A 13733-nucleotide genomic window follows, 5' to 3' on the forward strand; every position below is an offset into this window, starting at 1 on the left:
TATCGTCCGTCACTTGATTGTGATAGAATTTGAACTATTAATAAAGTTATAGGAGGCAACGATATGAGTTCAACAATCCAACAAGTAGTTGGTGGTCAAGGCGATACGACTAAAGGTGCAACTGCAACCCCGCAAGATAATTTGTATTTAGCGGTCAATGGTGAATGGCTAAAGACTGCTAAAATTCCTGCTGACAAGTCGCGTGTCGGTGGTTTTTCGGATTTGGATTTAGGTATTGAACAACAGTTAATGCAAGATTTGGCAGATTTTGCGGCGGGTACTAAAGAAATTACTAATCCGTTACTGGCGCAGGCTGTTAAATTTTATCAAGTAGCTGCTGATATGGAGCGCCGCAATCAAGAGGGCTTTCAGCCTGCCCAAGCTGGTTATGAGCAAATTAAGCAAGTTACTAGTTTGACCGATTGGGTTAAGCAATTGCCAGCATGGCTAGCAGCAGGATATCCATTGCCTTTTAGTGTTTATGTGACGGCAGATATGAAGGATACCAGTAAAAATGTTGTCGATTTTTCTGCGCCGGTTTTGATCTTGCCGGATACGACTTATTATGAAGATAATCCGAGTGGTCAAAAATTGTTAGCAGTTTATCAACAAACAGCAACACAATTACTACAAGCCATTGGAGAAACTGCCGCCAATGCTACCCAGATTGCCCAACAAGCCGTGGCGTTTGATCAGTCATTAGCTAAAGTAGTGAAAAGTGCTGAAGAAAAAGCCGATTATGTCAAAGACTATAACCCAACAGCCTTAAGTGATTTGACTAAATTAGGCGGCGTCGTTGATTTTCAGAGCTTGATCGAAGGAGCAGTCGAAGACAACGTAGCCACTGTCAATGTCAGTGAACCGCGTTTTTATAAATACTTTACAGAGATTGTTAATGCAGCTACTTTTGATAACTTAAAGAGCTGGACGTTAGTTAATTATGTTATGGGTGCGGGTGCTTATTTAAGTCAGGATTTACGCGAAATTGCCGGACAGTTCAGTTTGGCTTTGAGTGGTAATCAAGAATTACAGGCACCATTAAAGCAAGCTTATCATTTAGCAGGCTCATATTTTGATGAAGTTATTGGCCAGTATTATGGGCAAACTTATTTTGGTGAGCAAGCCAAAGCGGATGTTGAGCAAATGGTCCGTAAAATGATTGCAATTTATGAACAGCGGATTCAGCAGAATGATTGGCTAAGCTCTCAAACCAAACAACAAGCTGTTGTGAAGTTAGATAAGATGGTGCTCAAAATAGGCTATCCTGAAAAAGTTAATGCTGTTTTCCAAAAGATAACTGTTGATCCAAAGGAATCTTTATGGGCTAATATTCAAGCCATTACTGAAGTTTTGATTGCTGACAATTTTGCTAAATTTAAACTACCAGTGGATCGGGGCGAATGGGCAATGCCGGGGCATTTGGTTAATGCTTGTTATGACCCCTCTCGTAATGATATTACGTTCCCCGCCGGAATTTTACAGGCGCCATTTTACAGTTTAGAGCAATCTAGCAGTGCTAATTACGGTGGCATTGGGGCCGTGATCGCTCATGAAATTTCGCATGGTTTTGATAATAACGGTGCTCAATTTGATGAATATGGAAACCTGCATGACTGGTGGACTAAAGAAGATTATGCGAAATTTAAAGAATTAACGCAAAAGATGATTCATGAATTTGATGGGATTGATTTTGCGGATGGCAAAGTCAATGGCAAATTGGTTGTGAGTGAAAATGTGGCAGATGCTGGTGGTTTAAGCTGTGCTTTAGAGGCCACTAAGTCCGAAGCAGATGCTGATTTAAAAGAATTCTTTATGAATTGGGCGCGCGTTTGGCGGACCAAATCCACACCACAATTGATGGAAATGTTTTTGAGTATGGATGTGCATGCGCCAGCTCCTTTACGGGCCAATGTCCAAGCCCAAAACATGGACGAGTTTTATACCACGTTTAACGTTGGTGAACATGATGGTATGTGGTTAGAACCAGAAAAGCGGGTCAATATTTGGTAGTTAATCAAATCAGAAAGTTGGTAAACAAGCAATTTCATTGCCTGTTGCCGACTTTTTTATTGTTCCAATTTGGCCTAATTAAGAATTTGTTTGCCGTCGTTTGGTAGCAATTTCAAAATAAACACTAGTAAAAGTGTTTTTTAGGAATATAATAATTTATAGGAACAAATGTTAGCGCTATCGATGAGTTCGGGGATTAATGAATATATTTTGGCGAAAATTGCAGAATAACTAGTGCTGACGAAAGGAGAGATTATTATGGTTGAGACAGTTCAGATTGGTAAAAGTGATGTAACGACAATTAAGTTAGGTTTGGGTGCTAATAAAGTTGGTGGTCATAATCTATTTCAAAATTTGAAGGAGCAAGATGGCTATGATTTGTTACGCGAATCTATTGCCCAAGGTGTTAATTTTTTAGATACGGCGTTTGATTATGGACGCGGGCGTTCGGAAGAGATTATTGGCGACGTCTTGCAAGAATATGATCGTTCCAAGATAATTGTGGCTGATAAGGCGGCACAAGATCCAGCCCAAAACTTCGCCATGAATAACACTCCACAATTTTTAACAGAAGCTGTTGATAAGGCTTTGAAGCGGTTAAAGACCGACTACATTGATATTTTTTATATTCATTTTCCTGATGAAAAGACTCCTAAAGATGAAGCCGTGGCTGCTTTAGTTGATTTGAAAAAAGCAGGTAAAATTCGCGCCATCGGGGTGTCTAACTTTTCTTTGGAGCAAATTAAGGAAGCTAATAAAGATGGTCAAGTTGACATTGTAGAAGATCAATTTAGTCTAATCTATAAAAGTCCAGCCCAAGAAGAAATGCAATATCTCAAAGATCATCAAATCTCATTTGTACCATATTTCCCATTAGCTTCGGGCTTGTTAACTGGTAAATATACTAAAGCCGATTGGAACAAGTTCCACCAAAGTGACGGCGGTAAGTTATTGGAAGATTTAACTGAATCTAAGTTCAATGATGCAATTACTGGCTTGGAACAAGTTCGGACCATTGCGCAAGCTCATGCTGCGACAGTCACGCAAGTTGTTTTAGCTTGGTATATGGCTAATCCACTAGTTAGTGTGGTCATCCCAGGAGCACGGAATGTCAAGCAAGTTCAGGGCAATGCCGCCGCCTTGAAAATTAATTTAACTGCGAGTGAATATCAAACAATTGATCAAGCATTTAAGATGTTTTAATAGATACTAGATCAAAAGATTAGGTTGAGACAAAAGTTGGAAGTGCAAGCCAAACTTCTAAACAATTTTTGTCGCAACCTTTTTTGTTTTAGTTGTCACTATTTATGTTCGGAAATTATAAATTAAATTGATCAATAAGGTTGGATTAATGCTTGGTAAATGTTAAGATGTTTTCTTGTGCATTTATCTTATTGTGTGAACTATTTTTGCTGTACTAAATCTTGATATATCAAAAATAATAATCAATTAATCAGAGAAGCTTACAATAGATACTTAAAAATTGAAGACTGCCAGTGCTTAATGGTTAAATGATTTTTGTTTTAGTTCTATCATAGAGAAGCGCAGCATTTTGTTTTGCTGCTGTTATTTTGGAAAACTGAGCAGTTTAAAAAATTATGTTTTGGAGGAATCAAAGTGAAGAAAAATTTCTTAAGAATATCAGGATTATTTTTGTTGATGTTCTTTTTCTTTATTAGTAGCGCGCTGAATATTAAGGCGGCTACCAAAACGCAAACCATTACCAGTTTGCCCGAACCAACTTGGATTGAAAATGCGGGTATGAGTAAGGGTAAGTATCATGATCGTCAAGATTTGGGATTTATCTTGCGTGAAAATACGGTCTTGAAAGTTCGGCAAACCAATCCTAACTTTACTGGTAACTTAACCTTGCGATTACTGGGTTATGATTCAAAAATGGAAAAAAGTGTGACGGTCGGTTCCAACTGGACAACTGTGAGTGCGGATTCACCATTAGTACCCTTTGTCGATACTCCTTATGGCAAGACATCTGCGACTTTAGAATATGAAATCGAAGATACGAGAGCGCAAAAGCCGTTACCAATTTATACCTACAAAGGTGATCAAACCGCCTTTTTCAAGACTTGGGACCAATACGACGGTAATTTTGCTTTAATTAAGGGCAAAGACTTTCAATTATTAATTCCCAAGAGCGATAAAGAAGCTGTGAGAAAGTTAACTGATTACAAAAACTTAGACGAATTAATTGATCACTATACTGAGATCTTTGCTTTTTATAACAAAATGGCCGGTTTTGATGGATCTACACCAACCAACATGAACGGTCAAAATCGTTACTTCTTAAAAGCAGACGCTCATGGTTCTGGTGGCGCTTATTATAGCGATCAGTGGGCCGCTAATACTTCCAGATCCGTTAAAATGTGGCTGACCAAACTTGATTGGGCTACTTTACACGAAATTGCGCACGGTTATCAAGCTGGTTTTGATGGCGTCGGTATGTATACCGGTGAAGTATCTAATAATTTGTTTGGCGTGCAATATCAATATACTAAGTACGGTAAGAAAGCTGATCAAATTGGCTGGCTCTTTAACTATGGTAAAAAAGATGCCGTTGAAAATAGTCTGTACAAAACCTTAGTGACTGACAAAGGTGGTTATGCTGATGTTGATTTACGCGGTAAATTAATTCTATTAACCATGCTCAAGCAAAAAGCTGGTGACAGTTCCTTTACTAAGATGTACCAAGAATATCGACAATTAGCCAACCAGCCGGGATTTAAGAAGAGTGACTACCCATTACCAGACTTGATGAACCAAGTTTACAGTGAAAATAGTCACCAGGATTTTACCCCGGTATTACAACGTTGGGGCTTAAGCGTTAATGGTTCACAACAAGAAAAAAATCGAGCTGCTAATTATCCAGCTGTGGCTTCCTTAGCTGATGTCGTACCACAAGCTCAACTAGCTACTGCGCGGAAATTATTAGACAAAAACATTTTAATTAATTCCAATTTTGAAATGGTTCAAAACAAAGATATTGCCCCGTTAAACTTGACTGGTAACTTAACGTTGAACCTAACTACTGACGATATTCAAAATCTAAAGGGTACTACAATTGCCTTGAAAGATGGTGCTAAAGTGGTGTCTTCGCAACCAATCACGGCTAAGACTATTACCTTTAAGAATGTGCCGAACGGTATTTACACCTTAGCTTTCTCTGGAAAAGCCATGCAGCAATACATGCCGAATAAGAACTACGTTTATGTGAAAGAAGCGAACAACAATACAGCACTGACTTTGAAAAATGTTAGTGTTAGTTCTTTAACTAATCAGGAATTAGATTTTCTGGGTGTCAATGACAATAAGTTTGCCACCTTGAAGACAAATTTAAATCAGCACCAGGCAACTTTGGCAATTACTAATACCACACCGCATTCTTATTACAAGGGTCAAAAGTATGCACAAATAACTGTGAAAGACAGCAACAATAAGACTACTTTTACTAAGACCATTGAAGGTGCTGGTGTCACTAAGGGGAATGTGACCTTTGCTTTAAACCCGGGTGATACACTGGAGATTTATCATGCAGAAACGAAGAATCGCTTAACATCGACAGATAACATTGTTGATAAAACTAATAACATGAACAAGTGGACTGTGACTAAGTTTGGTTTAAAGAACAATGCTTTAAACAATGATCCACAACAAATTTTGATCAATAAAATTAGTAATCAATGTTCCCAATTGATGAATCAACAAGACCAACAAAATATTCCATTAGCACAATCGCCAGTGAAAAAAGCTTTGTTGGCGGACATCAATTTGTTAGATGAACCATATCAGAGTACCTACAAACAGATGTATGGTCTTTTGTTTAGATAATAGCTTCTTTTCAAGAAAAGGGTTTTAGAAATTATTGATTATGTAATTTAAAAATACCGCTTTACTTTTTATATTGGACGTCAGGTGAGTAAAACTGGGAATTTCTTCCGCAGATTTATTAACGCCTGTGGCGTCCTTTTTTATTTGCAACAAAGTTTGAGATATTTATTTGGCGTCTGGAAAAGCTAGTCTATAATATGAATTGTGAAGAGAAAATGATTTATTTCTGGTGTTCAGAGGAGAGAAAACTATGTTAACCAAATTGACGGTTAGTCCAAAGCTCTGGCAATTATTTCCAGAGGCCAGTATTTCGGTAATTGTTGCCAAAGATGTTGATAATCATTCGCAAGCTGATATGCCAAAGTTGTTGGCTGAAGCTAACCAGAATGCTGTTAAATGGTTGCCAGAGGATGCTATTGGCCAAAATCCGGTAGTTCAAGATTGGCGGCAAGCTTATCACAAGTTTAAAACCAAAAGAGGGGCTCGTAGTTCAGTTGAAAATCTGCTGAAGCGGGCTAAGCAAGGTAAAGGTGTCGGTTCGATTAATCCGATTGTTGATCTTTATAATATTGTGTCCTTGACTTGGGCATTTCCTTTGGGTGGACAGGACATGGATTTGTTGCAAGGCCATTTAGAGTTAACGATTGCTCAAGGTGGCGAGCACTTTTTCCCAATCGGGGAAGATTCTGCTGAGGAAGCTTTGCCAGGTGAAGTAATTTATCAAGATGAAGAGTCAGTTGTTTGTCGGTGCTGGAATTGGCGGGATAGTAGTCGCGTAGAGATTAGTGAACATTCTAAAAATGTGATTTTTTATTTAGAAAATGTTAATCCTGACCGTGCGGATGATCAAAAGCAAGCTGTAGAATTGTTGCAAAATCTACTACAGAAATATTTAGGAGTCCAAACGCAAACTTGGCTTGTTAATCAGGAAAATCCAGCGATTGATTTTAGTAAGTAACATCTTTAATATTCTTGAAATAAAAAGGCTGCTCATCGTAAGTTGATGAACAGCTTTTTCCGTATAGTGTTGTGAATGGTAGTGATCTATTCAGTTGCAGAAATAATTGGTAAGTCAGATTTGAACAGCTGAAAACGTGTGGTAAACTTTGGTCTAAAGTGATAGTATCAGGGTATTTATTGTCAAATCAAAGATATATAAGACATCGCTATAGTTAAAATACAAACTAATCTCTAAAATTTAGTTAATCAATAAGGAGAATTTGATATGGAAAATGTAGCATTAGTGGTAATTGATGTACAAAAAACTTTTCGCGATGGTAGCTGGGGAGCGCGGAATAATGAATTTGCTGAAGATAATGTGCAACAGTTGTTACAAATTTTTCGTAAGCAAGAAGAATTAGTTATTAACGTACATCATATTAGTGATGATCCGCAATCGCGGTTTTATTTTCAAAGTCCTGGTTTCCAATTTCAAGAGCAGGCTGAACCTTTATCTTCGGAAATTGTTTTGGAGAAAACGGTGAACAGTGCTTTTATTGGAACTAAATTAGAAAATATTTTACGAGAGCATCAAATTAAAAAATTATTCATTTGTGGCTTGACCACGCCGCATTGCGTATCCACCACTACGCGAATGGCTGGAAATTTAGGATTTGATACTTACTTAGTGGAAGATGCAACGGCTTCTTTTGCAATTAAGGATTATCGTGGTCAAAGTTATAGCGCCCAAGAAGTTCAGGATGTGTCAATTGCTACCTTGGATCAAGAATTTGCGACAATTATCAAAACCGTTGACGTGGAAAAATATATTTAAGCTTTCTATTTTGACTTTGAAGACTGGTCAATAGTTACTTAGTTTTGAAGCTAAATTAGATTAACTGTTGACATTTCTAAATTAAAGTTTTATAATTAAATTATAAAATACTAAAGAGGGGTAAAACAATGACATCATCAGTACAAGCAACTACACGAATTATTATCAGCATTATCATTATTGAATGATAGGTGCTGACAACTTGTGGTGCCTATCAAAGCCAATTTGGTAGGCAGCTGATGATTCATTTCATAGGTCCGCTGCTTAAAATATAAGCCGCGGATCTTTTTTATTTCTCTAACAAAGGAGAGAGTATCATGACACTGACAGAACAACAAAACCAATTAGCTAAGGATTTATACCAAGCATTTAAGGAAAATCAACCACTCCAAAGTTTTGATTATGCTGATGTGGTCAATGATTTTGACACAGCATATGAGGTGCAACAAGCAGTGATGAAATTAAAGGGGCAGCCTACGGCTGGTTATAAGGTATCTTTAACTTCAGAGCAAACGCAAAAAATGTTTGATGCTGATTCACCACTTTATGGCGCGCAGGTAGCGGACAAATTTTTAGATTCTGGCACCACCTTGAGTTTGAAAGATTACAATGAGCCTTTGGTCGAAGTGGAATTTGAATTTACTGCTAAACGACCGCTGACCCCTACAATGTCAGAAACCGAGTTGTTACAAAATTGTTATGTTGCTGCGGATATGGAGGTGCCTGATGCGCGGTTTACGAACTGGTTCCCGGATCTGAATAAATATTTAGTATTAAGTGATACGGCTGTTGGGGGCGCAGTCGTGGGTGGCAAGGTGAAAGATGGTGCTACCTTAAAGCTAGCGGATTTAGCTCACGTTTTTGCAGTTTTAACTTTTAATGGTGAGGAACAAGCCCATGGCCAAGGCAGTGAAGTTTTGGGTAATCCAGTGACAGCTTTAAAATGGTTAGTTAAAAAATTGTCTGAGCAAGGCTTTAGTTTCCCAGCGGGGACGCATGCGTCAACTGGAACATTTATCTTGCCGCCACACTTACAACCGGGAACTTGGGAAGCAAAGTTTACGGATGATTTTGGAACAGTCACTTTGAATGTAACCGACTAATGTCATTAGTAGTGGTCATATTTTAAATGATTTAAGGGTCTAATGTTCGATCAGTGATCGAAGTTAGGCTCTTTTAATGTTTTATAGCTAAAATTAAAAATGGTATAATAAAAGATATTTTTAGAAAGCGATTACGCGAAATTGAGCTTAATTCTAGAAACAATGGCGAGCGTAACTGTCTTTCTAGGAATATCCAACCAATTAGTCAGAGCAGCAGCTACTAGTTGAGTTACTTGGCTAATATTTACTTAAGCATAACTAAACTTAAAGGAGTAATGACATGGTTCGATTGACGGATGATTATCAACAACAAGCAACAAGTTTTCGAGAGGCGGGCATTACCGTTCCCCAATACGATCAAACTGCGCTTACACAAAAAACGCTCCAAGCTCCCATTTGGATTCATTTTGGTGGCGGCAATTTATTTCGTTGTTTTCATGCAAAGATTGCTCAAGATTTATTAAATCAGGGGGAATTAGACCGCGGAATCATTGTGGCGGAAACTTTTGACCCCGAAGTGATTGAAAAAATTTATCAGCCGGCCAATAATCGGATGCTTAGTGTTGTTCTCAAAGAGGATGGCACGTTAGATAAAGAGTTGTTAGCTAGTGTGGCCGCTTCACTATTTGTAGATCATCATGATGCCCAGCAGTGGGCGCAATTGACTAATTATTTTGTGGCACCAACACTACAATTGGTGACTTTTTCAATTACGGAAAAAGGTTATTCATTAGTTGATGTGGCCGGAAACTTAACCAAGGCAGCCCAGGCAGACATTGCTCACGGACCGGAGGCACCAATCACCAATATGGGTATTGTGGCGCACTTGTTATATGAACGTTTTAAAGCTGGTCAATTACCACTAGCGTTAGTCAGTACCGATAACTTTTCACAGAATGGTTTAAAACTGCAAACGGAAGTTTTACGAATTGCCAAAGGCTGGGTTGATAATCAGTTGGTAGCAGCCGATTTTATTGATTATTTGACTAATCCTGAGTTAATCACCTTCCCGTGCAGTATGATTGATCGGATTACGCCCAGTCCAAGTGCTGATGTAGCCCAACAATTACAACAAAGTGGTTTTAGTGATACACAAATTTTGACCACAGCTAAAACCACCGTGATTGCACCCTTTGCCAATACTGAAGAAGTGCATTATTTAGTCATTGAGGATAACTTTCCAAATGGGCGTCCGCAGTTGGAACAAGCGGGGGTTATTATGACTGACCGAGCCACGGTTAATGATGCTGATCAAATGAAAGTAACGGCGTGCTTGAATCCTTTGCATACTGCCTTAGCAATCTTCGGCTCGTTACTAGGCTTTACTTCGATTGCTGATGAAGTGGCTGATGCCGATTTATTAGGTTTAATCAAGAATTTTGGTTATGGTGAAGCTTTACCCGTAGTCAAAGATCCCAAGATTATTAATCCACAAAAGTTTATTGCAGAATTAATTGACAAGCGTTTGCCTAATAAAAATATTCCAGATACCCCATATCGGATTGCCACGGATACGTCACAATTATTAGCGATCCGCTATGGAGTAACGTTGCAACATTATGTAGATGATCCCACACGTGATCCGCAAACTTTGGAATTTATTCCTTTAATTTTAGCAGGTTGGTGTCGTTACTTAATGGGTGTAGATGACCAAGGACAGCAGTTTGTGCAAAGTCCCGATCCCCAATTGGCAACCTTAAAAGCTTATGTACAAGACGTACAGTTAGGAGTTTCTGATGTAGATGTGCACCAGGTTTTACAGCCCATCTTAAGTAATCGTAGTAGTTTTGGGAATGATCTCTATGCAATTGGCGTGGGTACTAAGGTTGAAAATTACTTTCAACGCTTAATTGCTGGCCCGGGTGCGGTACGGCAAGTGTTGCATGATACGGTGACCACTAAGGGGGAGCAATTTCATTAGGTGACAGGGATAGAATTTGTTGCTTAGCAATAACTAACTTTAAAAAATTACAATGGAGTGCCTATATTTTAGGTGCTTTTTTGTTGTACAAAATAAGTTTTTACGTTAGAATACGATATTTGTTTGGTGAAGGACAGCACTTACTTGACAAAGCATGGTAAGGCTTTCATAATGCTTCGTATGACAGATGATTCTGAATTAATATACTTAAAATAAAGGAGTTATTATGCTAGATAAAGATTTTTTATGGGGGGCATCATTATCGGCCCACCAAACTGAAGGGGCGGCTAGTGAAGATGGCAAGTCTGCTTCGGTGCAAGACTGTCGCCAACGCGATCCACAAATTGCTGATTTTACAGTGGCTAGTGATCATTATCACCGCTATCAGGAAGATATTGAATTATTGGCTCGGATGGGAGCCAAGGCGTTACGGATTTCGATCCCGTGGACGCGGATTATTCCCCAAGGTGTGGGTGCGGTTAATCCGTTAGCGATTAAACATTATCAAGACGTGTTTAATACAATGCATCACTTTGATATTGAACCGATGGTGACAATGTATCACTTTGATTTGCCCCAGAGCTTGCAGGAACAAGGCGGTTGGACTAATCGACAAACGGTCCAAGCCTATGAGCAATATGCACAAACTTTGTTTGAAAATTTTGGTGATCAAGTTCATTATTGGTTAACCATTAATGAACCTAACATTATGTTGTTAGCTGATCGCAAAATTTTAGGCTTTACTTATACTCATCAGCAGCGCTACCAAGCTTTTTATAATTTAATGATTGCTGAAAAAAAGGCCTTTGCTTTATGCCACCAAATGTTACCGCAAGCTCAAATTGGTCCAGTGCCTAATATTTCTTACGTTTATCCAGGGAGTGCTGATCCAAAAGACATTCGTGCGGCGGAATATTTTAATGCGGTGCGGAACTGGGCGTATTTAGACTTTTCGGTACGTGGGCGGCTGAATCCTCTGTTTAAATCTTATTTACACCAAACCGGCATTGATTTGGAAATTTTACCAGAAGATCAAGCTTTGGTAACCGAGAACTTTCCGGACTTTTTGGGAATCAATTATTACACGAGTGTAACTGTTGAATATCCCAAGACGCACCAAGACCGGCTCAGTGGCGTCAGCGATCAGCAATCAGAAGACGTCTATGAAGCAGGCTTTTATAAAGGATTGACCAATCCGTATCTACAGAAAAATGATTTTAACTGGACAGTAGATCCTTTAGGTTTACAAACGACACTGGAAGTCATTAATGATCGTTATCAATTGCCAATTTATATTACGGAAAATGGCTTAGGGGCATATGATGAATTGACCAGTGATCACCAAATTCATGATCCATACCGCATTGATTATCTCAAACAACATATTTTTAGTGTGCAACAAGCTGTGGCAGCTGGAGTGCCTGTCAAAGGTTATTTACCGTGGTCAGCCTTAGATTTAGTGAGTGTGCATGAAGGAATGAAAAAGCGTTATGGTTTAATTTATGTCGATCGGACAGAGCAAGATTTAAAAACGCTGGCCCGTTATCCCAAAGATAGTTATTTCTGGTATCAGCAAGTGATTAAACAGCGAGGAGTCGAGTAATGCAAGCAATCTTTGATTTTTTAAATAAGTACTTGTTACCGCCGCTCAATAAATTAGCCAATACCAAAATCATTCGGGCCATCATGGATGCCAGTTTGGCAGCGGTGCCCTTTACGATTGTGGCGTCTATCTTTCTAATTTTAAATAATTTGCCACAAATTTTTCCCTTTGCGGCTAATTTTTTCAAAAATACCATTATGAAATTTAGTGGCTTTTACATGTTGGGCAATACCATGGCTTTGGGTTCCATTGCACTCTATTACGCAGTGGCTTTAGGGTATTATTACATTGAACAATATCGCAAAGCTGGAGAAACTCAACTTAATTCGTTTACCGGAGCTTTACTGTCATTATTTGCGTTTTTGTTAACCATTCCTAGTATTTCTTGGCAAAAAGGATCCGCTGTGGGTGCAGATAAAGTGGTTGCCGCCCATAACTATCTAGCTGGTGGAGTATCCATGGTTAATGGTTGGCTGACTCGCTTTGGTGGCGTCGGAATTTTTATTGCAATTATTACGGGAGTTATTGCCGTGCAGCTGTACCGTTTGTGTGTCAATAAAAATGTCACCATTAAAATGCCCCAAGGGGTCCCGGAAGGTGTTAGTCGCTCCTTCGCCTCGTTAATTCCCGCTATTTTAGTGGCAGTGGTAATGATTGGTTTAGATATTATCTTAGGCTTAATGGGGACCGATTTACATCAACTATTATCTGCACCATTTGGCTTTGTCAAAAATCTGACCGGATCATGGTTAGGCATGATGGTAATTTTATTATTGATTCACTTACTCTGGGCTGTTGGTGTTCACGGGACGGCAATTATCAAGAATAGTTTTGTAAACCCAATTTTATTAGTGGCTTTAACCGAAAATATTAATGGTCAGCATAATATTTTTGCCGGCGATTTTATTAATATGTGGGTCTTTATTGGCGGCGCTGGTGGTACGCTGGGCTTAGTAATTTTAATGCTAACTGTGGCCAAATCGGCGCAATTGAAAACTTTAGGCAAAACAGCGATTTTACCAGCCATCTTCAATATTAACGAACCAGTGATTTTTGGAGCACCGATTGTTTATAATCCATATTTGATTATTCCGTTTATCGTTAATCCCATGATCTTAGCTTCCATTGCCTATGTGGCAATTAAACTACACTTTGTGGGTTATGTTAATGCCGCGATTGCCTGGATTTTGCCAGTGGGTGTTGGCGCTTTTATTGGAACAAGTGGCAATTTGATGGCTGCCGCAGTGGCGTTGTTGAATTTAGTCGTGTCACTAGTCATTTACTATCCATTTTTGAAAATGTATGACAAGAAATTATATCAAGAGGAACAACAAGCAACTTCCGAACCAGTCGCTAATCCAGTAAATTAAAAATTTGTACAGTTCAAAAGTCGCAGGAATCTGCGGCTTTTTTAGTATCAGCAAGTTATTAGAAACAACACGCTGAAAAATTAAGGTTGACAATTGGAGGAAAACGAAT

At 38.8% G+C, this 13733-nt stretch carries 9 protein-coding genes; all 9 read left to right on the top strand.

Annotation, left to right across the window (positions count from 1 at the left end):
- The first annotated feature begins 63 nt into the window (after positions 1-63).
- The gene (locus AC3B6D_RS05090; RefSeq protein WP_489775074.1) at positions 64-2010 is read left to right on the top strand and encodes a M13 family metallopeptidase; all 1947 of its coding nucleotides are present in this window, start codon (positions 64-66) and stop codon (positions 2008-2010) included.
- A 258-nt stretch (positions 2011-2268) separates the two neighbouring features.
- Positions 2269-3213 carry an aldo/keto reductase gene (locus AC3B6D_RS05095; RefSeq protein WP_489769445.1) on the top strand — a complete coding sequence of 315 codons (945 nt, stop codon included), beginning with the start codon at positions 2269-2271 and terminating at the stop codon, positions 3211-3213.
- Positions 3214-3627: 414 nt separating this feature from the next.
- Positions 3628-5853, top strand: coding sequence for a putative mucin/carbohydrate-binding domain-containing protein (locus AC3B6D_RS05100; protein WP_489775075.1), 2226 nt, complete (start codon positions 3628-3630; stop codon positions 5851-5853).
- 250 nt (positions 5854-6103) lie between these two features.
- On the top strand, positions 6104-6811 hold the full coding sequence (locus AC3B6D_RS05105) for a B3/B4 domain-containing protein (RefSeq protein ID WP_489775076.1): 708 nt from the start codon (positions 6104-6106) through the stop codon (positions 6809-6811).
- A 267-nt stretch (positions 6812-7078) separates the two neighbouring features.
- Complete coding sequence (locus AC3B6D_RS05110) at positions 7079-7627, top strand: cysteine hydrolase family protein (protein WP_489775077.1); 549 nt, start codon at positions 7079-7081, stop codon at positions 7625-7627.
- Positions 7628-7944: 317 nt separating this feature from the next.
- Complete coding sequence (locus tag AC3B6D_RS05115) at positions 7945-8730, top strand: 2-keto-4-pentenoate hydratase (RefSeq protein WP_489775078.1); 786 nt, start codon at positions 7945-7947, stop codon at positions 8728-8730.
- Between the two features lie 280 nt (positions 8731-9010).
- The gene (locus tag AC3B6D_RS05120) at positions 9011-10651 is read left to right on the top strand and encodes a mannitol dehydrogenase family protein (protein ID WP_489775079.1); all 1641 of its coding nucleotides are present in this window, start codon (positions 9011-9013) and stop codon (positions 10649-10651) included.
- A 226-nt stretch (positions 10652-10877) separates the two neighbouring features.
- A complete protein-coding gene (locus tag AC3B6D_RS05125; RefSeq protein ID WP_489775080.1) occupies positions 10878-12254 on the top strand; it encodes a glycoside hydrolase family 1 protein in 1377 nt (458 codons plus the stop codon).
- Positions 12254-13624 (top strand): PTS cellobiose transporter subunit IIC, encoded by a 1371-nt coding sequence (gene celB / locus AC3B6D_RS05130; RefSeq protein WP_489756735.1) that lies wholly within the window; start codon positions 12254-12256, stop codon positions 13622-13624. The genes AC3B6D_RS05125 and celB overlap by 1 nt, the downstream gene beginning before the upstream one ends.
- The last annotated feature ends 109 nt before the right edge of the window (positions 13625-13733 follow it).

Source organism: Bombilactobacillus sp. ESL1097, assembly GCF_058107205.1.